Origin of the sequence: Streptomyces sp. NBC_00490, assembly GCF_036013645.1 — a bacterium.
Taxonomy (GTDB): domain Bacteria; phylum Actinomycetota; class Actinomycetes; order Streptomycetales; family Streptomycetaceae; genus Streptomyces; species Streptomyces canus_F.
The window spans coordinates 6,740,109-6,761,887 of record NZ_CP107869.1; the positions used below are offsets into that span (position 1 = coordinate 6,740,109).

Here is a 21,779-nt window from a genome sequence, read left to right on the forward strand (position 1 = left end):
GCTAGTGCAGGCTCAGCAACGACCCCCCGGTCGCGTCGATGTGCTGCCCCGTGACCCAGCGGGAGTCCGGTGACGCCAGGAACGCCACCACATCGGCCACGTCGGACGTGGTGCCGACGCGCTTGAAGACCGATACGGACTCCGCGTGCGCACGTATCGCGGGGTCGGCCAGGGCCGCGCTCGTCAGGTCGGTGTCGATGAAGCCGGGACCGACCGAGTTGGCGGTGATGCCGCGCGGTGCCAGCTCGGCCGCGAGGGAGCGGGTCAGGGTCGTCACGGCTCCCTTGGCCATGTGGGTCGCGGCTATGGGGGAGATGGCGGCGTCTGTCGCCGCCGTGACGTTGATGATCCGGCCTTGGTCGCGCAGTCGCCGCAGGCCGTGCTTGACGATGAAGAACGGCGCTCTGGCGTTGACCGCCTGCGTCCGGTCGTAGAGCTCCTCGTTCGTCTCCTCGACGGTCGCGAAGAGGGCCATCCCCGCGTTGTTGACCAGGATGTCCAGTCCCCGCGCCTGCCGGTCGAAGGCCTCCCACAAGGACTCCGCGTCGCCGGGTACGCCCAGCTCGGCCCGGATCGCGAAGGCGCTCCCGCCCGCCGCCTCGATCGCGGCGACCGTCTCCTTCGCCGCCGCCTCATTGCTGCCGTAGTGCACGGCGACCCGCGCCCCGTCGCGCGCCAGCCGCTCGGCCACCGCCCGCCCGATCCCCCTGCTCGCCCCCGTGACCAGTGCCGTCCTGCCCGCGAGCACACCCGTGCCACCCATGCCGACGCCCCCTCGAAATTCCCTAGCGGTCGATACACAAAGACCGTACAACAGGGCGCCGACAATTCTCTAGCACCCGCTATAAAATGCACTCCATGGTGAACAGTGAGGAGACCAAGGCGAAGACCGCCCCTGTGGCCAGGCCCCGCGGCCGGCCTCGTTCCTTCGACCGGGAGACCGCCCTGGAGAAGGCGATCCTCGCCTTCTGGGAGCACGGCTACGAGGCCACCTCGGTCTCCGACCTCACCCGGGTCATGGACATCGGCGCCCCGAGTCTCTACGCCGCCTTCGGCGACAAGCGCTCCCTCTTCGACGAAGCCGTCCGCGTCTACACCGCCCGCTACGCCGCCTTCGCCGACCGGGCCCTCGCCGAGGAACCCACGGCCCGCGCCGTGGTGGAACGGACCCTGCGGGAAGCCGCCGCCAAGTACACGGACCCGGAGCGCCCGCACGGCTGTCTCATCGCCCACGCGGCCATCAACTGCACGACCCCGGAGGTCGCCGACTCCCTGCGCGACCGGCGCAACGCCACCATCGCCGCCTTCGAGAGTCGTATCCGGGCGGACATCGCCACCGGCGCACTCCCGCCCGGCGTCGACGCCGCCGCGCTCGCCCGCCATACCGGGGCGATCATCAACGGCATGTCCCAACAGGCGCGCGACGGCGCGAGCCGCTCGGAACTGGAGGCGCTCGCGGAAATTGCCATGGCCATCTGGCCCCGCACATGAACCCACACGGGTTAGGCTGCGTGGTGGATGCTAGGGCGTCCGATCAGTTCTCCAGCGGGGGTCGAGCCACTTCTGGGACCCTCGGAGAACTGACAACAACGAACAGCCTCCAACGCATGGACACATCGAGTGGTCTAGTCCACAATGCGTTGCAGAGAACTGAATACGCAGACTTCCGTCTTCCCCGCACAGGAAGGCGGACCGAGGAACCGGTGCTCTCTGCCCTGACTGCCCCGGCTCCTCATCCTTCGGCCGACCGGGACCGCACACCCCGCGGCCGTTGTTGCTCCGGGCTGCGGTGCCGAGAGGGTTGAGGGTCCCTCTCAGGCGCCGCGGCCCGCGGGTGTTCTCAGGGCCCGTCCGGACCGGCCCGGTGCGCAGGACCGTACGGTCCCCGGCGCTTTTAGGCCATCCACATACCCCCAGGTACGCTCGCACACGTGCCCTCCATGAACGAACTGGTCCGCCAGCACACCGCCCTCGACGACTCCGACCTCGAGTGGCTCCATCTGCTGGTGTCGGAGTGGCAGCTGCTCTCCGACCTCTCCTTCGCCGACCTCGTGCTGTGGGTGCCCACCCGGGACGGCGCCCGGTATGTGTCCGTGGCGCAGATGCGCCCCAACACCGGCCCCACCTCCTACCAGGACGACATGGTCGGCCACCTCGTCCCACGCGGCCGCCGCCCGCTCCTCGACGCCGCGCTCGACGAGGGCCGGATCGTGCGCGAGGGCGACCCGGAGTGGCGCGAAGAGGTCCCCGTACGGGTCGAGTCGATCCCCGTACGACGGGAGGGGCGCGTCCTCGGTGTCATCGCGCGCAACACCAACCTGCTCACCGTGCGCACCCCGAGCCGTCTCGAACTGACGTATCTGCAGAGCGCGTCGGACCTCGCGCAGATGATCGCGGCCGGTTCCTTCCCGTTCGCGAACCAGCAGATGGACATGGACGCCGCCCCACGCGTCGGCGACGGCCTGATCCGCCTCGACGCCGACGGTGTCGTCCAGTACGCCTCCCCGAACGCGCTCTCCGCCTACCACCGTCTCGGCCTCGCCTCCGACCTGGTCGGCCACCACCTCGGCATGACCACCGCCGAACTCGCCCCCACCCGCGGCCCGGTGGACGAGGCACTCGCCAAGGTCGCCAGCGGCTGGGCGCCGCGCGAGTTCGAGATCGAGTCGGGTGACGGGGTCATCCAGTTCAGGGCGATCCCGCTGAAGCCCAAGGGCACCCGCATCGGTTCGCTGGTCCTGCTCCGTGACGTCACCGAACTGCGGCGCCGCGAGCGCGAGTTGATCACCAAGGACGCGACCATCCGGGAGATCCACCACCGGGTCAAGAACAACCTCCAGACGGTCGCCGCGCTGCTGCGCCTCCAGGCCCGCCGTATCGAGTCCGATCGCGGCCGCGAAGCCCTCGAAGAGGCGGTCCGCCGGGTCGGATCGATCGCGATCGTGCATGAGACGCTGTCTCAGAACCTGGACGAACGCGTGGAGTTCGACGAGATCGCCGACCGGGTCCTGGCGATGGTCGCGGAGATCTCGCCCGGCAAGGTCGCCGGCCGGCGCACCGGCCGCTTCGGCATCCTCGACGCCGAGGTCGCCACCCCGCTGTCGATGGTGTTGACCGAGATCCTCCAGAACGCCCTGGAGCACGGCTTCCGTGAGGGCGAGACCGGCACGGTCGAGGTCTCGGCCGTCCGTGGCGGTACGACCAAGGAGGCTCGCCTCCTCGTCACGGTCCAGGACGACGGGGTCGGTCTGCCCGAGGGCTTCGACCCGCACACCGGCGGCAACCTCGGTCTTCAGATCGTGCGGACGCTGGTGGAGGGCGAGTTGGGCGGCACGTTCGACATGGTTCCGGTGCCGGAGGGCGGTACCCGGGTGATCCTGGACGTCCCGGTGAGCGCGAACAAGTAGGAGTGAAACGCGCTGTGTTCAGTAAACGGGCACAGCAAGAAGCCCCGGACCTGAAGTGGTCCGGGGCTCGAATGCTCGTTGCCAGCTTGTGCTGCGCATCGGGGGTACTGCGCGCTGCGGCTCGGGGGCGGGAGATGCGTACTCGCTGTACGCGCCGCCAAGCTCAGGCGGGGTGGGTGCGTCAGGCAGAAGCCTGACGGGCCCGGTTGCGGGCGGCGCGGCGCTTCATGGCGCGACGCTCGTCCTCGCTGAGACCACCCCAGACGCCGGAGTCCTGGCCGGACTCGAGCGCCCACTGCAGGCACTGCTCCATGACGGGGCAGCGGCGGCAGACGGCCTTGGCTTCCTCGATCTGCAGCAGCGCAGGACCGGTGTTGCCGATGGGGAAGAAGAGCTCGGGGTCTTCCTCGCGGCAAACGGCGTTGTGACGCCAGTCCATGGCTGCTACCTCTCCTTGGTATTACATGCAAGTTGCTTGTGAATGTGAACGCTTTCACGAATCCCTCAACAAGTGAAGGGCCGAACGTCAGGTTTCCCCGGCGTGGTCCTGGGTTTTGATGAGGGGTTCCGGTGATCTGTGGAGCCGGTGTTGCGGGCTGTCCCGATCGCCACGTAGAGACTCGCAAACCTCAGCGGCGGATACAACCCCTTCCGGAAAGTTTTTTTTGATTCCTCGGTGTCGACTAGGTCACAGCCGTACTTCCATGGGGTGGATGCTGGCCTAAACGTTCGAGTGAAAGGACTTCAGCCCTTTCTGCTCACACAATCACACGCAGTGCACGGCGTACGCCTGTGAACGTCACGCTCGTACGCAGCCCTAGGTGGTCGCCGTCCATCTGAAGGGGCAGGGGCACCTTGGAATGCAAGGTGAACTGGTCCAGGTCGTGCAGGGAGAACGCATGCTTGCCATGCGGGCCACGCTCGGGGGACGAAGTGAGCAACTGGGTGCCATACCGGGCAACAGCGGTCGTCGTCATTCGGCTGAGACCGAGTACGTCGAGGCCTTTATCGAACGAGGCCTTAGGCGACGCGTACATCGGGTGATTGCCCAGGAACGTCCACGGAGAAGTGTTCGAGACTATGGACAGCACCAGATCGGTCACCGGATCGGCGTCCGGGCGCTCCACGGTGATCGTGCCGTGCCGGCGGTGGGCCTCGCCGAAGAACTGACGCATGGCCTGGCGGACGTACAGCGCGTGCGTCGACTTCCTGCCGCGCTCGCGCTGCTGCTCGACCCGGCCCACCACGCCGGCGTCGAAACCGAGGCCCGCGTTGAAGGTGAACCAGCGCGCGGGCACCGCCTCGTCCTCCGTGCCGGGCGTGCCCGAGGTCAGGCCCAGGCCGACCGTGCGCTCGCTGCCGTCCCGCAGGGCGTCCAGGATCGCGCCGGTCGCCTCCACGGCGTCGTTGGGCAGGCCCAGGGCGCGGGCGAAGACGTTGGTGGAGCCGCCGGGGACCACGGCGAGACGGGGGAGCCGCTCCGGGTCGGGCCCGGCGTGCAGCAGACCGTTGACGACCTCGTTGACCGTCCCGTCGCCGCCGAGGGCGACCACCAGGTCGACGTCCCGGCTCTCCGCCGCCTGCCTGCCCAGATCGCGCGCGTGCCCTCGGTACTCGGTGGTGACCGCCTCGAGCTTCATCTCGCTCGCGAGCGCGTGGATCAGCACATCGCGCGTACGTGCGCTTGTGGTGGTAGCTGCCGGATTGACCACGAGAAGTGCACGCATGAGTTGCAGGGTACCTACTGGGTGGTACCCGGCACAGGCCGAGGTAGGGATCACGTAAGAGATGAGCACGTGAACCTCGCCACGGAGGCGGTGCCGGGCACGCGTCCGGAACCGCCGGAGAGACGCTCGGGCCCGCCATGGGGACGCGCTGGGTGGCCGATACCCTTCAGGGGTGACCAGTGAGCAGACGCCCGTCCCCGAGGAAACCGCCGGTCCGCGTCCGCGGCGGCTGATCTACGCCGCCGCGCTGGCCGCGCTGGAGGGGCTCGCCCTGGTGGTCGGAGGCGTGTGGATGCTCGTGGCGGGACTCACGGGCGACTCGGGCGACAGGCAGACCGGTGTCACCGGCGGTATCACGGTGATCGTCCTCGCCCTGCTGCCGCTGCTCGCCGCGCGGGGGCTGCTCGCCCGTCGCAGCTGGAGCCGGGGGCCCGCCGTCATCACCCAGATCCTGGCGCTGCCCGTGGCCTACAACCTGCTGCAGGCCGACAGTGTGGCGATCCCGGCGGGGATCGTGCTCGCGGTCGTCGCGGTCACCGCGCTCGTCCTGCTCGTCAACGCGGAGACGACCCGGGCCCTCGGAATCCGCGGACCCGGCAACGCCGGCGGCGCGGAGAAGTAGGGCCCGGCCCTCGACTACTCCTCCACCAGGAGCTTTTCCCGCAGCTGCGCCAGTGTCCGCGCCAGCAGCCGGGAGACATGCATCTGCGAGATGCCGACCTCCTGCGCGATCTGCGACTGCGTCATGTTGCCGAAGAAACGCAGCAGCAGGATCCGCTTCTCGCGCGGGGGCAGGTCCTCGAGGAGCGGCTTGAGCGACTCGCGGTACTCGACGCCCTCCAGCGCCTCGTCCTCCGCGCCCAGGGTGTCCGCCACCGCTGGGGACTCGTCATCGGTGTCCGGGACGTCCAGGGACAGCGTGGAGTACGCGTTGGCGGACTCCAGGCCCTCCAGGACCTCCTCCTCCGAGATGCCCAGCTTCTCGGCCAGCTCGTGGACCGTGGGGGAGCGACCGTGCAGCTGCGAGAGCTCCGCCGTCGCCGTGGTGAGCGAGAGGCGCAGTTCCTGCAGCCTGCGCGGGACGCGGACCGCCCAGCCCTTGTCCCGGAAGTGCCGCTTGATCTCGCCGACGACCGTCGGGGTCGCGTACGTCGAGAACTCGACGCCGCGCTCCGGGTCGAAGCGGTCGACCGACTTGATCAGGCCGATGGTGGCGACCTGGGTCAGGTCGTCCAGCGGCTCGCCGCGGTTGCGGAAGCGGCGCGCGAGGTGCTCGACGAGCGGCAGGTGCATACGGACCAGCCGGTTGCGCAGGTCCGCGTACTCCGCGCTGCCGTCCTGCAGCTTGCGCAGCTCGATGAAGAGTGCCCGCGCCCCGCTGCGGTCCTGAGGGTTGTGCTGCGTGGCCTGCCCGCTCTGCGCGCCCTGTTGATCGTCTCGCTGGTGCTCGCTCATCGTCCCGCCCGTCGCCCTTCCCCGAGCCCTCGTCTCTGCTCGGACAGGGGAGACCCCGATCCGTCCGTCCAGAGACACGCTCTGCACGGCACCTTCCTGATCCCGCTGCCCGTCGTCCAGGAAGCCGGCCCCCGGCGAGTCGTCCTCCGGATGCGGCCGGGCCTGTTCGGGGATGCCGTTGACACCGTCCCCCATGCGTCGGGACCCGCCTGTGCCCTCGGCCGGCAGCTCCCGTGTGCCGCGCTCTTCGTCACGCACCGGCCCGTCCCCTGTCCTCACGCCGGCCCGGGTCCCGCGCCGCGCTGTTTGTAGAGGCTGATCGAAACGGTTTTGTCGTCGTCCACGGCTGAGGAGACCTTGCCCGCGAGAGCGGACAGGACGGTCCAGGCGAAGGTGTCACGCGCGGGGGCGTGACCGTCCGTGGTCGGCGCCGAGACGGTGACCTCGAGTGAGTCGTCGACGAGGCGGAAGACGCAACTGAGGACCGAGCCGGGCACGGCCTGCTGGAGCAGGATCGCGCACGCCTCGTCCACCGCGATGCGCAGGTCCTCGATCTCGTCGAGGGTGAAGTCCAAACGGGCCGCGAGGCCGGCAGTCGCCGTACGCAGCACCGACAGGTAGGCACCCGCAGCCGGCAGCCGGACTTCCACGAAGTCCTGGGTCGCGGGCTCGCCTGCGATCTGGGACACCCTCACCTCCAAGGTGGTACAAGCTTTTCGGGGCCGAGGGTCGCCCCCCGGGGTAACGCGAAGTGTGGTTCAGCGGTGACGCTATCGCGCTCTCAACTTTCCTGTCCCCAGGACCCCAACCCCTCGGCGTCACTCACAGTAAAACTGTGGATACGCTCCGTGTCTAGGGGTCTGCGGCTCCAATTGGGAAGAACGCGCGCCGGGTTGACGTACCCAGACGTCAGACGGTCGAACCGTCGAAAACCGGAGCGGTCCGAGGTCATACGAGAACGTGGTCCACGAAGCACCATCGCCAGCTCTCACCGGGTTCGAATGTCCGCATGATCGGGTGTCCGGAATCCTTGTGGTGCTCGGTGGCATGTCTTCCCGGCGAGGAGTCGCAGCAGCCGACGTGGCCGCAGTCGAGGCACAGTCGCAGCTGCACCGGGTGCCGGCCCTCGCGCAGACACTCGACGCACGTGTCGCTCAGCGGGGCGGGTTCCGGGTGCGGCAGCGCGTCGGCATGCGTGCACTGTTTCATGATTGCCAGATTACGACGGCCGCGCGGAAGACCGTGCGGAAAAACGAGGGTGGGCGAAGACCATGGACGTGATGCCACTGCTGCTGCTGGTGGCGGGAAGCGCCGCGGTCGCCGCGGCGGCCCGGCGCACCCCGGTGCCGGCGCCCCTGCTGCTGGTGGCCGTGGGGCTGGTGCTCTCGTACGTCCCGGGGGTCCCGGAGTACACCCTCGACCCGGACATCGTCCTGCCCCTCGTGCTGCCCCCGCTGCTGCACTCGGCGGCCACCGACAGCTCCTACCTCGACCTGCGCGCGCAACTGCGGCCCGTGGCGCTGCTGTCCGTGGGGTACGTGCTCTTCGCGACCATCGTCGTCGGCTGGGCCGCCTACCGGATCGTGCCCGGCCTGTCGCTGACCGGGGCGCTCGTCCTGGGCGCGGTGGTGGCGCCGCCGGACGCGGTCGCGGCGACGGCGGTGGCGCGCCGGGTGGGGCTGCCGTCCCGGATCACCACGATCCTCCAGGGCGAGTCCCTGGTGAACGACGCCACCGCGATCACCGCCTACCGGGTCGCCCTCGCGGCCGCGGTCGGCGAGGGCGCGTCCTGGGCGGGCGGCATCGGCGAGTTCCTGCTCGCGGCGGTCGGCGGCGTGGCGGTCGGTCTGATCCTGATGGTCCCGATCCACTGGCTGCGCACCCACCTCAAGGAACCGCTGCTCCAGAACACCCTCTCCCTGCTGATCCCCTTCGTCGCCTACGCCGCCGCCGAGCAGTTCCACGCCTCCGGAGTCCTCGCGGTCGTCGTCGTGGCCCTCTTCCTCGGACACCGCGCGTGGGAGGTCGACTTCGCCACGCGCCTCCAGGAGGACGCCGTGTGGAAGATGGTCGCCTTCGTCCTGGAGTCGTCGGTGTTCGCCCTCATCGGTCTGCAGCTCCGCGTCGTGGTGAAGGGGCTCGGGGAGTACGAGGGCGGCGACGCCGTCATGTACGCGGTGGCCGTCTTCGCGGTGGTCGTCGCGTCGCGGTTCGTCTGGGTGTACCCCGCGACGTTCCTGCCGCGCCTGCTCTCCGCGCGGATCAGGAAGCGTGAGGACAACCCCACCTGGAAGGCGCCGTTCGTCATCGCCTGGGCCGGCATGCGCGGTGTGGTCTCGCTGGCCATCGCCTTCTCGATCCCCGAGACCATGCACGGCGGCGAACCGTTCCCCGGCCGCAACCTCATCCTCTTCCTGACCTTCACCACCGTCATCGGCACCCTGGTCGTCCAGGGCGTCACCCTGCCCCCGCTGATCCGCCTGCTGAAGCTCCCCGGCCGCGACGCCCAGGCCGAGACCCTGGCGGAGGCCAACGCCCAGGCACAGGCCTCCCGGGCCGCCGAACGCACCCTGGACGGCCTCCTCTCCGACGAACGCAACTCCCTCCCGCAACCCCTCGCCGACCGCCTCCGCTCGGTCCTGGAACGCCGCCGCAACGCCGTCTGGGAGCGCCTGGGCGCGGTGAACCCGGTGACCGGCGAGACCGTCGACGACACCTACCGCCGGCTGTCCCGGGAGATGATCGGCGCCGAACGCGAGGTGTTCGTGAAACTGCGGGACGGGCGCTACATCGACGACGAGATGCTGCGGACCCTGCTGCGCAGGCTGGACCTGGAGGAGGCGGCGGCGTACCGCGAGGCGACGTGACGAGTGCGGGGCTGGGACACCGGGGACGACTTCGTCCAGGGCGCCAAGAAGGCGACGGGGCGCAAGTCCCGCAAGAAGCCCCGCCGGTCACCCGTCGTACGGCGCTCCGGTGATCACGGCGGTCACCCTGCTCCCCGGCTCGAACGCCCCCTCTTCCGCCAACGCCGCAAGTCCATACAGCAACTTGGCGACATACAGCCGCTCCACCCCCACCCCGTGCCGCCCCTCGAAGTCCTCCGCGAAGGCGTCGAGTTCGGGTGTCGTGCGTGCGTACCCCCCGAAGTGGAACCGGTCGTCCAGCGCCCACTCACCGCGGCGCCCCCCGAACGCCTCCCGCTGCAGACCCTCTATGCCGGCCGTCAGGAACCCGCCCTTGAGCACCGGTATCCCCAACGCCCGCTGACCCGCCCCCAGCCCGGCCGCCAGCCCCGCGAAGGTCCCGCCCGTCCCGCACGCCACCGCGACCACGTCGGCCCGCCCCCGCAGCTCCTCACCGAGCGCCCGGCAGCCCCGTACCGCGAGTGCGTTGCTCCCGCCCTCGGGCACGACGTACGCGTCCTCGGCCCCGGCCGCGCGCAGTACCGCCGCCAGAGCCGACGGCTCGTTCTTGCGGCGATAGGTCGATCTGTCGACGAAAGACAGCCGCATGCCGTCGGACACGCAGCGGGCCAGGGACGGGTTGAGGGGCCGGTCGGCCAGTTCGTCGCCGCGGACCACGCCGACCGTCGGCAGCCCCAGCAACCGCCCCGCGGCGGCCGTCGCGCGCAGGTGGTTGGAGTACGCGCCGCCGAAGGTGAGCAGGGTGCGGCCGGCCGCGGCCGTGAGGTTCGGGGCGAGCTTGCGCCACTTGTTGCCGACGAGGTCCGGGTGGATCAGGTCGTCGCGTTTCAGTGACAGGCGGACACCCCGGCGGGTGAAGCGGTCGTCCTCGATCTCCTGCAGCGGCGACGGGAGCCGGGGGCGCAGGTCGGCGAGGTCGGTGCTGGTCACGCCCTCATTGTCGCCTGTGTGGCCGCCCCCGGACCAGCCGTGCCGTCACGTCAGACGGTCCCTGATCCGGGTCCGCATCGACGCCATCGTGAAGCCGCGTGGGTCCACCTTCCCGGGCTGCCACTCCAGGTGGCCGATGACCGACCGTTCCGTCCAGCCGTGGTGGCGGCAGATCGCGGCGGCGACCTTCTCGATCGCGTCCAGCTGGGCCTCCGGCCACGGGTCCCGGCCGTCGCCGAGGTTCTCGCACTCGAAGCCGTAGAAGTGGCGGTTGCCGTCGGTGTTCGCCTCGTTGTCCGCCGGCAGGGCCGTCTCGGCGATCACCGCGCGCAGGACGTCGTCGTCGCCGAGGCCCGCGTGGTTGGCGCGGCCGTAGCCGACGAGGTGGACGCGGCCGTCCTTGGTGATCACGCCGTGGCAGAGCGGGCCGGGGAGGTCCTCGTAGCCGTCGCGGCAGAGTTCGACGGTGCGCGCGCTGCCCTTGGTCACCGTGTGGTGGATCATCACGCCGTGCACCGGGCCCCAGGGGCCCTTGTGATTGCGGTTGTGATGTCTCCAGTCGCCGACCTGGACGACGGTGACGCCCTCGTCCTGCAGGGCGTCCAGGAACGTGTTCGCGGACATGGGTGGGGCCATGCCGCCTCCTTCGCTTGCGCGGCGACCGCCTGTCGCGACCGGCTCGTACCGCTGCTTGTACCCGGGGCGGACAGCCGGGACCACTTGGTTCGCACGGTGTGCGAGCTGTTTCGGACACCGGGCCGGGAACAGTGTGCGAGATCTCGGTATTGCCCAGTTATCGAAGATCCATTCCAACTCTTTCGTGTAATAGCACCAGCACACTCCGTGATGGAAGGCTGGTCCGCAGTTCGATGCCCCGGTGCAGACCGGCGCCGGGGTTGACCGGGAGGGCAATTCTCATATGTCGGTAGGCGAAGAGGTCCGCACCGAGCAGGGCCGGCCGCAGCAGAGCCTCGGCACGGCGGCCGCGCGGAACCTGGCCACCACCACCAAGTCCGCACCCCAGATGCAGGAGATCAGCTCGCGCTGGCTGCTGCGCACGCTGCCCTGGGTGAATGTTCAAGGCGGTACGTACCGCGTGAACCGGCGGCTGACCTACGCCGTGGGGGACGGCCGGGTCACTTTCGTGAAGACGGGCGAACGGGTCGAGGTCATCCCGGAGGAGCTGTGCGAACTGCCGGCGCTCCGGACGTACGACGACGAGGAGGTGCTCACGGAGCTCGCCCGGCGGTGTGAGCAGCGCGAGTTCGCGGCGGGGGACGTGATCGCCTCGTTCGGCAGCCAGGCCGACGTGGTCTTCCTGCTCGCGCACGGCAGGGTGGAGAAGATCGGCACGGGCCCCTACGGCGACGACGCCGTCCTCGGAGTCCTCGCCGACGGCGCCTACTTCGGCGACCAGGCGCTGCTGGACCCCGAGGCCATCTGGGAGTACACCGCCCGCGCGGTCACCGCCTGCACGGTGCTCGTCCTTCCGCGCAACGCCGTCGAGCAGGTCGCGGAGCGCACCGACTCCCTGCGTGATCACCTCCAGGCGCTGCGTTCGATCCCGGAGCAGAGCACCAACAAATACGGTGAGAAGGCGATCGACCTCGCGGCCGGCCACAGCGGCGAGCCGGACATCCCGCACACCTTCGTGGACTACGAGGCCCGGCCGCGCGAGTACGAACTGAGCGTGGCCCAGACGGTGCTGCGCATCCACTCGCGCGTGGCCGACCTCTACAACCAGCCGATGAACCAGACCGAGCAGCAACTGAGGCTCACTGTGGAGGCGTTGAAGGAGCGCCAGGAGCACGAGCTCGTCAACAACCGCGAGTTCGGACTGCTCAGCAACTGCGAGTACGACCAGCGCATCCAGCCGCACGACGGCGTGCCCAGCCCCGACGACCTGGACGAGCTCCTCAGCAGGCGGCGCGGCACCAAGCTGCTGCTCGCGCATCCGCGCGCGATCTCCGCGATCGGGCGTGAGCTCAACAAGCGCGGACTCGTCCCCGAGACCATCGACGTGGGCGGCAACCGCATCCCCACCTGGCGGGGGGTGCCGATCTACCCGTGCAACAAGATCCCGGTCACCGAGGCCCGTACGACCTCGATCATCGCGATGCGTACCGGCGAGGCCGAGCAGGGCGTCATCGGTCTGCAGCAGGCCGGCATCCCGGACGAGATCGAGCCGAGCCTGTCGGTGCGGTTCATGGGCATCAACGAGCAGGCGATCATCAAGTACCTGGTGACGGCGTACTACTCCGCCGCGGTGCTGGTGCCGGACGCGCTCGGTGTGTTGGAGAACGTCGAGATCGGCCGGTGGAGGTGACGTTCCCGCAGCTGGGAACCGTGTCCCCGCCCCCGCGGGCGGGTACACCCCGGTCGAACGCGCCCAGCCGCGGCGGAAACGCCACCGTCCGCGGACTCTCCGAGGAGACCTCCATGGCCGAGCTCATGAGGGAGGTGCCCCAGCACCCCGCCGGGACGGAGCCGCTCGACGGGCACGAGGCGGCGGTGATCCTGGAGCGGGCCCGGGCCTCGGTCGACCCCGTGCTGCGCGAGGCGATCGACTCGCTGCCGGGCTCCATGCGCCGGATCGCGCTCTACCACTTCGGCTGGGAGCACGCCGACGGCACCCCGGCGGCGGGCAACGCCGGCAAGGCGATACGGCCCGCACTCGTCCTCACCGCGGCCGCCGCACTGGGGGGAGCGGCGGCGCGGGAGGTGGCCGTGCGGGCGGCCGCGGCGGTGGAACTGGTCCACAACTTCACGCTGCTGCACGACGACGTGATGGACCGGGACACCACCCGGCGGCACCGGCCCACCGCGTGGACGGTGTTCGGTGACGCCGACGCGATCCTCGCCGGTGACACCCTCCAGGCGCTCGCCCTCGGGCTGCTCGCGCAGGACCCGCACCCGGCGGCCGGGGCCGCGGCCGCCCGGCTCGCGGCCTGTGTCGTCGAGCTGTGCGCCGGCCAGCACGCGGACACGGCCATGGAGACACAGGACCCCGGCGAGGTCACCCTCGACGAGGTGCTCGCCATGGCCGAGGCCAAGACCGGCGCGCTGATCGGATGTGCCTGTGCGGTGGGCGCGCTGTACGCGGGCGCGTCGCGGGAGGACGTCGAGGCGCTGGACGCGTTCGGCCGGGAGGCCGGGCTCGCCTTCCAGCTCATCGACGACGTGATCGGCATATGGGGCGACCCGCGCCACACCGGCAAACCGGCCGGGGCCGACCTCGCGGTCCGCAAGAAGTCCCTGCCGGTCGTCGCCGCGCTGGCCTCCGGCACCCCGGCGGGCGCGGAACTGGCGGAGCTCTACACGACTCCGTACGCGAAGGAGGACCTGGACCGGACGGCACTCGCCGTCGAGCGGGCCGGCGGACGTGACTGGGCGCAGGTCCAGGCGGCCGACCGGATGGCCCGCGCGATCGCGGAACTGTCCCGTGCGGTGCCCGAGCCGGCGGCGGCGGAGGGACTGCTGGCCCTGGCCGAGTTCGTGACACGGCGTACCAGTTGAGCGCTGGTACCCCCGTAGGCCGTACTGCTCTGCGGAAGCAGTCGATCCGGACCCCGGAGCCCCCGGGGCCGTGCGGCTCCTGACCCCGCACGGCCCCGAGGGGCTCCGGTCAGGCGGGTCCCGCACATCCCCACGGCGTGCGGGCCCCGCCCTCTCTTTTTTGGCAGCTCGGTTCCCCTTCGACTCACTCGCCTCTCCCTTCGGCCCCCCTATAGAGTCAACGCCCGTACGATCAAGGGCGGTTGAGAGAGGGGCGGCGGAACATGGGTGTGGCGATCCGGGCGGCGGGCGAAGGGGATCGTGAACTGGTCGTCGGACTGCTGGACGCGGCGTTCCAGGACGACCCGGTCAGCCGGTGGGTGTTCCCGGGTGACGAGCACCGTCGTACGGCCCACCCTCGGCTCATGGCCGCCTTCACCGACATCGTGCTGGCCGAGGGGCGCGTCGACGTCACCGAGGACGGTACGGCCTGTGCGCTGTGGCTCCCGGTGCCGGACGGCGAGCACGCGGACGAGGAGGGTGCCGACGGTCCCGCCGAGCTGCGCGCGGAGGTCGACCCGGACAACGAGCGCGTCGAGCTGATCGGCCGGCTGACGGCGGACATCCACCCCGCCGGCCGCGCCCACGAATACCTGTGGATGATCGGCGTGGCACCGGGCCACCAGGGCCAGGGCCTGGGCAGCGCGCTCATCGCCTCGGTCCTCGACCGCTGCGATCGCGAGGGTCTCTGCGCCTACCTGGAAGCGAGCAGCGCCCGCAGCCGCGCCCTGTACGAGCGCCTCGGCTTCGAGCTCACCGGCCCCGCGCTGGACCTCCCGGACGGCCCCCGGATGTGGCCGATGTGGCGCGAGCCGCGGGGCTGAGCCGACCCGAGCGGGACGCGGGGGTGCGTGCGGCCACAGGGGCGCCGGGTGGGCCGAGCGGCTACCCCTCCGGCACCACCATCGCCACCACCCGCTCCACCATCCCTTCCGGCACCCCCACCCCGGGCAGCACCCCGTCCAGTACCCCCGGCAGGGTCAGGTGTTCCAGGATCAGGCCGAGCATCGCGAGGTAGAGGACCACGACCGTTTCGTCGCCGCCGGGCAGCCCCGCGTCGCGGTGGAACCGCATGGCGTAGTCGAGGTCTCCGCGTACCGACTCGGTGTAGGACTCCCGGAGTCCGGGGCGGCGGGTGGCTTCGAGGCGCATTTCCAGAAGGGCCAGGTAGCCGGTGCGGTCGCGGGTCGCGCGGGCCATGAGGTCGTGCATGAAGGCCGTGACCAGCGCGCGGTCCTTCGGTCTCGTCATCAGCTCGGCGAGCACCGAGGGGTCCGGAGCGAGTCGTACATGGAGCCGGGCGTCTATCTGGCGCAGCAGGTCGTCGCGCCCGGTGAAGTAGTTGGAGGCGGTCCCCACCGGCACCCCGGCCTCCGCGTCCACCGCGCGGAACGTCAGCCCCCGCGCCCCCTCCCGTGAGAGCACCTCGATCCCCGCGTCGACCAGCGCCGCCCGGCGCTCCGGATTGCTCGCCATGCGGAATCCCCTTTCCTACTTGTGCCAGGTGCCGAAAACATCTTGCAACCACTACAAGTGAAGCACTATAAATGAAGTGGTTCAACGGACAATGCACAGCCGGTACCCGGCCGACGGAAAGAGACCAGCTTGCGCAAGCTCACCTACTTCATCGCCTGTTCCATCGACGGCTTCATCGGGGACGAGAGCGGCGACGCGGAGTTCATGATGCCGTTCGTCGACGAGGAGTTCCTGGCGTTCCTCGCGGCCGAGTACCCGGAGACCCTGGCGACCGCGGGCCGCAGGGCCCTCGGTCTCGACGGCCTCGCGAACAAGCGCTGGGACACCGTCGTCCAGGGCCGCGGCAGCTACAACGAGGGCCTGAAGCAGGGCGTCACCAGCCCCTACGCCCACCTGCGGGAGTACGTCGCCTCGCGCACCCTGACCGAGTCGCCCGACCCCCACGTCGAGATCATCGCCGACGACCTGGTCGGCAGGGTCCGCGAGCTGAAGGCCGAGGAAGGGGAGCTGGGGATCTATCTGTGCGGCGGATCCCGGATCGCGGGCGAACTGTTCGACCTGATCGACGAGCTCGTCATCAAGACGTACCCGGTCACCATCGGCTCGGGCATGCCGATGTTCGGATCCGGCTTCTCGATCACCGAGTTCGGCCTCGACGACGTCCGCACCTTCAAGAACGGCGTGTTCGTGCGGACGTACAGCAGGAAGCGCTGACGTCCTGTCCGCCCTACCCTGAAGGCATGGACAGCGAGAGAAATGCCTGTCCCGCCTGTGGACAGTCTGTCGAGACCGTCGTCAAGCGTCACAAGACGCTGGGCGCGTGGGTCCCGGTCTGGGTGGCCGGGCCGTGCCGGAATCCGAAGTGCGAGGCGCACGTCCAGGAGGGCACTGAGCCCGAGGACGAGCGCGCGAGGAAGACCGGCTGGAAATCCGCCGCGAAAAAACCCTGAACCCTGTCGAGAACCCGGGCCCGGCTCCGACGTCCCCTGTGAGAGCCGCCCGTCAGGGGCGGCCGGAGCCGAAGGAGTGGACTCATGAAGTACCTGGTCATGGTGCAGGGAACCCAGGCCGACTACGAGGCCATGCGCGGCAAGGGCTCAGCGAACTCCCCGGCCTGGAGCGAGCAGGAGATCCAGGCGATGTACGCCTTCATGAGCGCGATCAACGACGACCTGGCCGAGAGCGGCGAGATGGTCGACGGCCAGGGCCTCGCCGAGCCCGCGAAGGTCCGGCACGTCGGCCTTGGCCCGGACGGCAAGGCCGTGATCACCGACGGGCCGTACAGCGAGACCAAGGAGCTGCTGGCCGGCTACTGGGTGCTGGACTGCGCGAGCCTGGAACGGGTCACGGAGATCGCCGAGCGCATCGCCCGCTGCCCGCAGCCCGCGGGCGCCCCCGAGTACCCGGTGGTGATCCGCCCCATCCTGGACGGCGCCGGGGACATCTGAGCCCGTGCGGAGGACGACCGACGTCGAGGACCTGCTGCGCCTGCACGCGCCGCAGGTCCTCTCCGCGCTGATCAGGCGCTACGGCCATTTCGACACCGCCGAGGACGCCGTACAGGAGGCACTCCTCGCGGCGGCCGGCAGTGGCCCGAGGGCGGGGTGCCGGACAACCCGCGCGGCTGGCTCATCAAGGTGGCCTCGCGGCGGCTCGTGGACGCCCTGCGGGCGGAGGACGCGCGGCGGGCTCGGGAGGAGAAGGCGGCGGCGCTCGCCCTGCCGCCGGCCGAGCGGGTCCCGCAGGACGACGACACCCTCTCCCTCCTCTTCCTGTGCTGCCACCCCGACCTGCCCCCACCCGCGCAGATCGCCCTCACCCTGCGCGCGGTCGGCGGTCTGACGACGGCCGAGATCGCCCGCGCCCACCTGGTGCCCGAGGCGACCATGGCCCAGCGCATCAGCCGTGCCAAGCAGAAGGTGAAGGGGGTGCGCTTCGGGCGGCCCGACCACGGGGTGGAGCGGCTGCCGGCCGTCCTCCACACGCTGTACCTGATCTTCAACGAGGGCTATACGGCGACCTCCGGCCCGGCGCTGCAACGCCGCGACCTCGCCGGCGAGGCGATCCGGCTGACCCGCACCGTCCACCGTCTCCTCCCCGGCACCGGCGAGGTCACCGGACTGCTCGCCCTGATGCTGCTCACCGACGCCCGCCGCGAGGCCCGCACCGGCCCGCACGGCGACCTCGTGCCCCTCGACGAACAGGACCGCGACCGCTGGGACAAGGCCGCGATCGAGGAGGGCGTGGCCCTCATCACCCACGCCCTGAGCAGCGGCCCGGCGGGCCCGTACCAACTGCGCGCGGCCATCGCCGCCGTGCACGACGAGGCACCCTCCGCCGAGGCCACCGACTGGCGGGAGATCCTCGGCCTCTACGACGTCCTGGTCCGCCTCGTCCCCGGCCCCGTCGAACTCCTCAACCGCGCGGTCGCCGTCGCCATGGTCCACGGGCCCGCGGCGGGCCTCGCCGAAGTGGACGCCCTGGAGGGCGAGTTGGGACACCGGCGGGACGCCGTACGGGCGCATCTGCTGGAGCGCGCCGGATCGTACGACGAAGCCCGCGCCGCCTACGAGTCGGCGGCCGCGCAGACGCTGAGCCTGCCCGAGCAGCGCTATTTGCACGCGCGGGCGGCACGGCTCAGGGCTTAACGTGAGCGCATGTCCACGCCGATCGTGCACCTGACCGAACGCTCCCTGTGGGAAGCCGCCCGCGCCCGCGGCACGTACGAGATGTCGACCCGCGGCAAGACCCTCCAGCAGGAGGGCTTCATCCACTGCTCGACGCGCGCGCAGCTCCCGGGTGTCGCCGCCTTCCTCTACGGCTCCTACGACGGCCCCGACGACCTGGTGCTCCTGGTCATCGACCCCGACCGGCTCGGCGTACCCCTGAAGTACGAGGCCCCGGAGCCCGGTGCCGAGGCGTTCCCGCACATCTACGGGCCGCTCCCGGTGGACGCCGTGGTCGACGTGGAGCCGTGGGGGTGACCCGACGGTCCCGGTTATGGCGCCGGGCCGTGATCGCGTGGGCGGTCGCGGTGGTCGTCGGCGCCGGTCTGACCCGGTGGCTCCAGGACTCCGCGGAGCCACCGGAGCCACGCGTCTGGGAGCAGAGCAGTCCGGAGCCCGCGCTCCCCGACGGCTGGGAGACCGCGTGCCCGGCCCCCAGCACCGAACCGGACGGCGACTCGGTGCTGTATGCCTGCGCCTTCGCCACCGGTTAGGCCGGCAGTCCGCCCGTCTCCGGATCCCGGCCCGTCAGGCAGTACGTCCCGCCCGCCGGGTCCCGCAGCACCGTCCAGTGCTTGCCGTGCGTGACCGTCGCCGCGCCCAGCGCCTCGTGCCGGACCCGGGTCGCCTCGATGTCCGCGCAGGCCAGGTCGAGATGGGCGGAGCCGGCGCGCTCCTCGCCCAGCCGCTGGAGCAGGATGCGGACCGGGAGACCGGGCGGCGGCACGAGGACGTGGAACTCGGGCAGGGAGCCGGGGCGGGACTCCCAGTCGGGCAACAGGGCGCTCCAGAACGTGACTTCGCCGTCGTGGAGCGAAGGCGCGATGTCGAGACAGACCTGGTCGAGGCGGCTGCCGTGGACGACGGGCGGGCGGACCGACTCCCCGTGCCAGGGCACCGCGCAGAACAACTGCCCGGCGGGAGAGCGGAGTACGGCCCACCCCTCGTGCTCGGCGGCCATGGTCGCGCCCAGACGCAGAGCCGACCGCACGAACTCCGGCAGGCCGTCCTCGTCCACGCAGAAGTCGAGGTGGGCACCGCCGTGGCCCTCGTCGACGCCCTGGACCTTGACGCAGGGGTCGGCGCCGTCGGGCAGGAGGGTCACGAACTCGCCCCGCGAGCCACGCGGCGCGGACAGCTGAGTCTCCGTGACCGCCGTCCAGAACTCATGGGCCCGGTCGAGGAGTTCGATGCGACGGTCGACGAAGGCGTACGTCCAGCGGATGCTCATGCCGGGGATCGTAGATCAGGGGGACTGCATGAACCGCAGCATATTTCCGGCGGGGTCCCGGAACGCGCAGTCGCGCACCCCGTACGGCATGTCCGTCGGTTCCTGGATCACGTCGGCGCCGGATTCCCGGACGCGCGCGAAGAGGGCGTCGCAGTCCTCGGTGGTGAAGTTGACCCCGCGCAGCACACCCTTGGCCAGCAGCTGCTCCATCGACTCCCGGTCGGCCGGGGAGAGGTCGGGGTTGGCCGCGGGCGGCTCCAGGACGATCGACACGTCCGGTTGCAGCGGCGAGCCTACGGTCGTCCACCGCATGCCCTCGTACTTGACGTCGTTGCGGACCTCCAGGCCCAGGACGTCGCAGTAGAAGGCGATCGCCTTGTCGTGGTCGTCGACGGCGATGAAACAGGTGTGGAGCTTCAGGTCCATGGGACCAACCTAAGCTCGGAACGGCGTCATGTCCGTCTGGGGCGCGTGTACGCCCGCACCACGCAGGGCGGGATCTCCGCGCTCTCCTCGTGCGAGCGGGCCCGGTAGGAGCTCGGCGTCTCGCCCACCAGTTCGGTGAAGCGGGAGCTGAAGGAGCCGAGGGACGTACAGCCGACCGCCATGCAGACATCGGTGACGGAGAGGTCGCCGCGGCGCAGCAGCATCTTCGCGCGCTCGACGCGACGGGTCATGAGATAGCCGTACGGCGTCTCGCCGTACGCCTCCTTGAAGCTGCGCTGGAAGTGGCCCGGGGACATCAGGGCGGTGCGCGCGAGGGCGGTCACGTCGAGGGGCTCGGTGTACTCGCGGTCCATGCGGTCGCGTGCCTTGCGCAGTCTGACCAGATCCTCACGGTTCACCTCGCCAGCATCGCACGCGGGCACAGGCTGACGGAAAGGGGGCGGGGTCCGCCCCCGGTGCGGGAGGCGCTCGGGTGCTCCGTCACCCTTCGTCGTCCAGCGCGAAACGCAGATACCGCTCCGCCGAACGCCGCACCGCGGCCGCCCCGTCGGCGGTGACCACCCGTCCCCAGAACGCCCCGTAGATGCGCTCGAAGCCGAACGGCTCGACCAGCCGCAGCGCGCGCCGGACGGTCCGCGGCCGCTCCGGGATGAAGTTGGGGATGCTGTACATGAAGCTGACCCACCGCCGGTCCATCACCACCATGAAGATGTCGCCGCTGAACAGCGCACCGCGCCCCTCCGGGTCGTCCGCCCAGTGCAGCACGGTGCCGCCGGCGAAGTGCGTGCCCGCGTTGATCAGCGTCATGCCGGGGGCGATCGGGTGGGTGTCGCCCGACCAGTACTCGATCAGCGGATCGGGGCGGCCGACCCAGTCGCGGTCCGCGGCGTGGACGTACACGGGGGCGTCGAAGACCCGGCCCCACTCGGTCATCGCGCCGTGGAAGTGCGGATGGCTGACGGCGATCGCGCTGACGCCGCCCAGCTTCTCGACCTCGGCGGCGAGTTCGTCGTCGAGGTAGCCGAGGCAGTCCCACAGCACGTTCCCGGCCGGTGAGCGCAGCAGCAGCGCCCGCTGCCCGATGGCCACGGACGGCTCCGCGGCGACGCCGACGACGCCGGGCCCCTCCTCGCGCAGCCGCCCGCGGTGGCCGCTGTCGCGCAACTCGGCCAGGCTGGTCCAGCGCTGGCCCTCCCAGCCGACGTACTGCCGCTCGTCCAGGCAGACCGGGCAGTCGGCGCGGGGTGCGGCGTACTGCATTCCGCAGGTGTGGCAGATCGGGAGTTCGGTACCGGACACGGGCTTGAGGGAGGACACCACGACTCCTTCGCTCTGGCTGCTTGCCGACGCACGCCGAAGGGGTCCGGCCAGAACTTCGGCCGGACCCCTTCAGATTCCCGTTCCCGCTGACCCGCGATGGTGCACCGATCGCCGGTCACGGGCGGCTGACTGTACGTCAGGCCTTCTTGGTCTCCCAGAAGATCTTGTCGATCTGGGCGATGTAGTCCAGCGCCTTCTGGCCGGTCGCCGGGTCGGTGGACGCCTTGGCGGCCGAGAGGGCCTTCAGGGCGTCGTTGACCAGCTGGTGCAGCTCCGGGTACTTCTCGAAGTGCGGGGGCTTGAAGTAGTCGCTCCAGAGCACGGAAACGTGGTGCTTCGCGAGCTCGGCGCGCTGCTCCTTGATGACCGTGGCACGGGCCTGGAAGTGCGGGTCGTCGTTGGCGGCCATCTTCTCCTGCACGGCCTTCACCGACTCCGCCTCGATGCGGGCCTGGGCCGGGTCGTACACACCGCAGGGCAGGTCGCAGTGTGCGCTGACCTTGACCTTGGGGGCAAACAGGCGGGAAAGCATGGAGCATTCCTTCCTCGTGATCGTCTTCTCAGGTGCGACATTACTC

Annotated in this window: 26 protein-coding genes and 1 pseudogene; 13 read left to right on the plus strand and 14 right to left on the minus strand. The window is 70.5% G+C overall.

What is annotated here, in order from left to right:
- Position 1: 1 nt before the first annotated feature.
- Complete coding sequence (locus OG381_RS30895) at positions 2-763, minus strand: SDR family oxidoreductase (RefSeq protein ID WP_327719322.1); 762 nt, start codon at positions 761-763, stop codon at positions 2-4.
- 95 nt (positions 764-858) lie between these two features.
- On the opposite strand from OG381_RS30895, the gene OG381_RS30900 reads away from it, so the two are divergent.
- Positions 859-1,491, plus strand: a complete 633-nt coding sequence (locus OG381_RS30900) for a TetR/AcrR family transcriptional regulator (protein ID WP_327719323.1) — start codon at positions 859-861, stop codon at positions 1,489-1,491.
- 449 nt (positions 1,492-1,940) lie between these two features.
- Positions 1,941-3,407, plus strand: a complete 1,467-nt coding sequence (locus tag OG381_RS30905) for a sensor histidine kinase (RefSeq protein ID WP_307037199.1) — start codon at positions 1,941-1,943, stop codon at positions 3,405-3,407.
- A 181-nt stretch (positions 3,408-3,588) separates the two neighbouring features.
- Here OG381_RS30905 and OG381_RS30910 read toward each other — a convergent pair whose 3' ends face one another.
- The gene (locus OG381_RS30910; protein ID WP_016639615.1) at positions 3,589-3,846 is read right to left on the minus strand and encodes a WhiB family transcriptional regulator; all 258 of its coding nucleotides are present in this window, start codon (positions 3,844-3,846) and stop codon (positions 3,589-3,591) included.
- Positions 3,847-4,165: 319 nt separating this feature from the next.
- A complete protein-coding gene (locus tag OG381_RS30915) occupies positions 4,166-5,134 on the minus strand; it encodes a diacylglycerol/lipid kinase family protein (RefSeq protein ID WP_327719324.1) in 969 nt (322 codons plus the stop codon).
- A gap of 172 nt (positions 5,135-5,306) precedes the next feature.
- Here OG381_RS30915 and OG381_RS30920 point away from each other — a divergent pair, with 172 nt between their 5' ends.
- Positions 5,307-5,756: a hypothetical protein gene (locus OG381_RS30920; RefSeq protein ID WP_327719325.1), complete on the plus strand. Its 450-nt coding sequence runs from the start codon at positions 5,307-5,309 to the stop codon at positions 5,754-5,756.
- A gap of 14 nt (positions 5,757-5,770) precedes the next feature.
- Here the strand turns inward: OG381_RS30920 and OG381_RS30925 are convergent, their stop codons facing one another.
- From OG381_RS30925 to OG381_RS30935, 3 genes are all read right to left on the minus strand, one after another.
- Positions 5,771-6,847, minus strand: a complete 1,077-nt coding sequence (locus OG381_RS30925) for an RNA polymerase sigma factor SigF (RefSeq protein WP_443061948.1) — start codon at positions 6,845-6,847, stop codon at positions 5,771-5,773.
- 17 nt (positions 6,848-6,864) lie between these two features.
- Positions 6,865-7,278 carry an anti-sigma regulatory factor gene (locus OG381_RS30930; RefSeq protein WP_030784224.1) on the minus strand — a complete coding sequence of 138 codons (414 nt, stop codon included), beginning with the start codon at positions 7,276-7,278 and terminating at the stop codon, positions 6,865-6,867.
- A 259-nt stretch (positions 7,279-7,537) separates the two neighbouring features.
- On the minus strand, positions 7,538-7,798 hold the full coding sequence (locus tag OG381_RS30935) for a UBP-type zinc finger domain-containing protein (protein ID WP_095046657.1): 261 nt from the start codon (positions 7,796-7,798) through the stop codon (positions 7,538-7,540).
- A 62-nt stretch (positions 7,799-7,860) separates the two neighbouring features.
- On the opposite strand from OG381_RS30935, the gene OG381_RS30940 reads away from it, so the two are divergent.
- The gene (locus OG381_RS30940; RefSeq protein WP_327719327.1) at positions 7,861-9,456 is read left to right on the plus strand and encodes a Na+/H+ antiporter; all 1,596 of its coding nucleotides are present in this window, start codon (positions 7,861-7,863) and stop codon (positions 9,454-9,456) included.
- 87 nt (positions 9,457-9,543) lie between these two features.
- Here the strand turns inward: OG381_RS30940 and OG381_RS30945 are convergent, their stop codons facing one another.
- Positions 9,544-10,446 carry a 1-aminocyclopropane-1-carboxylate deaminase/D-cysteine desulfhydrase gene (locus OG381_RS30945; RefSeq protein WP_327719328.1) on the minus strand — a complete coding sequence of 301 codons (903 nt, stop codon included), beginning with the start codon at positions 10,444-10,446 and terminating at the stop codon, positions 9,544-9,546.
- A gap of 45 nt (positions 10,447-10,491) precedes the next feature.
- On the minus strand, positions 10,492-11,082 hold the full coding sequence (locus OG381_RS30950) for an N-acetylmuramoyl-L-alanine amidase (RefSeq protein ID WP_327719329.1): 591 nt from the start codon (positions 11,080-11,082) through the stop codon (positions 10,492-10,494).
- Positions 11,083-11,365: 283 nt separating this feature from the next.
- Between OG381_RS30950 and OG381_RS30955 the strand changes: the two genes are divergently transcribed.
- The 3 genes from OG381_RS30955 (at position 11,366) to OG381_RS30965 (ending at position 14,825) form a co-directional block, all read left to right on the plus strand.
- The gene (locus OG381_RS30955) at positions 11,366-12,772 is read left to right on the plus strand and encodes a family 2B encapsulin nanocompartment shell protein (RefSeq protein ID WP_327719330.1); all 1,407 of its coding nucleotides are present in this window, start codon (positions 11,366-11,368) and stop codon (positions 12,770-12,772) included.
- 113 nt (positions 12,773-12,885) lie between these two features.
- Positions 12,886-13,962 (plus strand): family 2 encapsulin nanocompartment cargo protein polyprenyl transferase, encoded by a 1,077-nt coding sequence (locus tag OG381_RS30960; RefSeq protein ID WP_327719331.1) that lies wholly within the window; start codon positions 12,886-12,888, stop codon positions 13,960-13,962.
- A gap of 263 nt (positions 13,963-14,225) precedes the next feature.
- On the plus strand, positions 14,226-14,825 hold the full coding sequence (locus tag OG381_RS30965) for a GNAT family N-acetyltransferase (RefSeq protein ID WP_327719332.1): 600 nt from the start codon (positions 14,226-14,228) through the stop codon (positions 14,823-14,825).
- A 61-nt stretch (positions 14,826-14,886) separates the two neighbouring features.
- On the opposite strand, the gene OG381_RS30970 is transcribed toward OG381_RS30965, so the two are convergent.
- Positions 14,887-15,477: a TetR/AcrR family transcriptional regulator gene (locus OG381_RS30970; protein WP_327719333.1), complete on the minus strand. Its 591-nt coding sequence runs from the start codon at positions 15,475-15,477 to the stop codon at positions 14,887-14,889.
- A gap of 129 nt (positions 15,478-15,606) precedes the next feature.
- Here OG381_RS30970 and OG381_RS30975 point away from each other — a divergent pair, with 129 nt between their 5' ends.
- The 6 genes and pseudogenes from OG381_RS30975 to OG381_RS31000 all read left to right on the plus strand — a co-directional run bounded on the left by OG381_RS30975 (position 15,607) and on the right by OG381_RS31000 (position 18,697).
- The gene (locus OG381_RS30975) at positions 15,607-16,191 is read left to right on the plus strand and encodes a dihydrofolate reductase family protein (protein WP_327719334.1); all 585 of its coding nucleotides are present in this window, start codon (positions 15,607-15,609) and stop codon (positions 16,189-16,191) included.
- 26 nt (positions 16,192-16,217) lie between these two features.
- Positions 16,218-16,427, plus strand: coding sequence for a hypothetical protein (locus OG381_RS30980; RefSeq protein WP_327719335.1), 210 nt, complete (start codon positions 16,218-16,220; stop codon positions 16,425-16,427).
- 84 nt (positions 16,428-16,511) lie between these two features.
- On the plus strand, positions 16,512-16,925 hold the full coding sequence (locus tag OG381_RS30985) for a YciI family protein (protein ID WP_327719336.1): 414 nt from the start codon (positions 16,512-16,514) through the stop codon (positions 16,923-16,925).
- Positions 16,926-16,929: 4 nt separating this feature from the next.
- Positions 16,930-18,125 (plus strand): annotated as a pseudogene (locus OG381_RS30990) (RNA polymerase sigma factor).
- 9 nt (positions 18,126-18,134) lie between these two features.
- Entirely contained in the window at positions 18,135-18,461 is a 327-nt protein-coding gene (locus OG381_RS30995) for a DUF952 domain-containing protein (RefSeq protein WP_327719337.1), read from the plus strand.
- Complete coding sequence (locus OG381_RS31000) at positions 18,458-18,697, plus strand: hypothetical protein (protein ID WP_327719338.1); 240 nt, start codon at positions 18,458-18,460, stop codon at positions 18,695-18,697. Before OG381_RS30995 ends, OG381_RS31000 begins: the two co-directional genes overlap by 4 nt.
- Here OG381_RS31000 and OG381_RS31005 read toward each other — a convergent pair.
- The 5 genes from OG381_RS31005 to sodN all read right to left on the minus strand — a co-directional run bounded on the left by OG381_RS31005 (position 18,694) and on the right by sodN (position 21,733).
- Positions 18,694-19,434 carry a VOC family protein gene (locus tag OG381_RS31005; RefSeq protein WP_327719339.1) on the minus strand — a complete coding sequence of 247 codons (741 nt, stop codon included), beginning with the start codon at positions 19,432-19,434 and terminating at the stop codon, positions 18,694-18,696. The genes OG381_RS31000 and OG381_RS31005 overlap by 4 nt on opposite strands.
- 15 nt (positions 19,435-19,449) lie before the next feature.
- The gene (locus OG381_RS31010; protein ID WP_327719340.1) at positions 19,450-19,860 is read right to left on the minus strand and encodes a VOC family protein; all 411 of its coding nucleotides are present in this window, start codon (positions 19,858-19,860) and stop codon (positions 19,450-19,452) included.
- A gap of 26 nt (positions 19,861-19,886) precedes the next feature.
- A complete protein-coding gene (locus tag OG381_RS31015) occupies positions 19,887-20,279 on the minus strand; it encodes a helix-turn-helix transcriptional regulator (protein ID WP_046260418.1) in 393 nt (130 codons plus the stop codon).
- Positions 20,280-20,361: 82 nt separating this feature from the next.
- A complete protein-coding gene (locus OG381_RS31020; protein WP_327719341.1) occupies positions 20,362-21,198 on the minus strand; it encodes an MBL fold metallo-hydrolase in 837 nt (278 codons plus the stop codon).
- A gap of 139 nt (positions 21,199-21,337) precedes the next feature.
- The gene (sodN, locus tag OG381_RS31025) at positions 21,338-21,733 is read right to left on the minus strand and encodes a superoxide dismutase, Ni (RefSeq protein WP_020123534.1); all 396 of its coding nucleotides are present in this window, start codon (positions 21,731-21,733) and stop codon (positions 21,338-21,340) included.
- Positions 21,734-21,779: the final 46 nt, after the last annotated feature.

What these genes read in the sequence shown, in the direction of transcription:
- OG381_RS30895 (WP_327719322.1), bottom strand. Translation starts at nt 763, where the DNA reads ATGGGTGGCACGGGTGTGCTCGCGGGCAGGACGGCACTGGTCACGGGG.
- OG381_RS30995 (WP_327719337.1), top strand. Translation starts at nt 18,135, where the DNA reads ATGTCCACGCCGATCGTGCACCTGACCGAACGCTCCCTGTGGGAAGCC.
- OG381_RS31005 (WP_327719339.1), bottom strand. Translation starts at nt 19,434, where the DNA reads ATGAGCATCCGCTGGACGTACGCCTTCGTCGACCGTCGCATCGAACTC.
- OG381_RS30900 (WP_327719323.1), top strand. Translation starts at nt 859, where the DNA reads ATGGTGAACAGTGAGGAGACCAAGGCGAAGACCGCCCCTGTGGCCAGG.
- sodN (WP_020123534.1), bottom strand. Translation starts at nt 21,733, where the DNA reads ATGCTTTCCCGCCTGTTTGCCCCCAAGGTCAAGGTCAGCGCACACTGC.
- OG381_RS30915 (WP_327719324.1), bottom strand. Translation starts at nt 5,134, where the DNA reads ATGCGTGCACTTCTCGTGGTCAATCCGGCAGCTACCACCACAAGCGCA.
- OG381_RS30985 (WP_327719336.1), top strand. Translation starts at nt 16,512, where the DNA reads ATGAAGTACCTGGTCATGGTGCAGGGAACCCAGGCCGACTACGAGGCC.
- OG381_RS30935 (WP_095046657.1), bottom strand. Translation starts at nt 7,798, where the DNA reads ATGAAACAGTGCACGCATGCCGACGCGCTGCCGCACCCGGAACCCGCC.
- OG381_RS30955 (WP_327719330.1), top strand. Translation starts at nt 11,366, where the DNA reads ATGTCGGTAGGCGAAGAGGTCCGCACCGAGCAGGGCCGGCCGCAGCAG.
- OG381_RS30965 (WP_327719332.1), top strand. Translation starts at nt 14,226, where the DNA reads ATGGGTGTGGCGATCCGGGCGGCGGGCGAAGGGGATCGTGAACTGGTC.
- OG381_RS30910 (WP_016639615.1), bottom strand. Translation starts at nt 3,846, where the DNA reads ATGGACTGGCGTCACAACGCCGTTTGCCGCGAGGAAGACCCCGAGCTC.
- OG381_RS30940 (WP_327719327.1), top strand. Translation starts at nt 7,861, where the DNA reads ATGGACGTGATGCCACTGCTGCTGCTGGTGGCGGGAAGCGCCGCGGTC.
- OG381_RS30950 (WP_327719329.1), bottom strand. Translation starts at nt 11,082, where the DNA reads ATGGCCCCACCCATGTCCGCGAACACGTTCCTGGACGCCCTGCAGGAC.
- OG381_RS31010 (WP_327719340.1), bottom strand. Translation starts at nt 19,860, where the DNA reads ATGGACCTGAAGCTCCACACCTGTTTCATCGCCGTCGACGACCACGAC.
- OG381_RS30970 (WP_327719333.1), bottom strand. Translation starts at nt 15,477, where the DNA reads ATGGCGAGCAATCCGGAGCGCCGGGCGGCGCTGGTCGACGCGGGGATC.
- OG381_RS30960 (WP_327719331.1), top strand. Translation starts at nt 12,886, where the DNA reads ATGGCCGAGCTCATGAGGGAGGTGCCCCAGCACCCCGCCGGGACGGAG.
- OG381_RS30905 (WP_307037199.1), top strand. Translation starts at nt 1,941, where the DNA reads ATGAACGAACTGGTCCGCCAGCACACCGCCCTCGACGACTCCGACCTC.
- OG381_RS30980 (WP_327719335.1), top strand. Translation starts at nt 16,218, where the DNA reads ATGGACAGCGAGAGAAATGCCTGTCCCGCCTGTGGACAGTCTGTCGAG.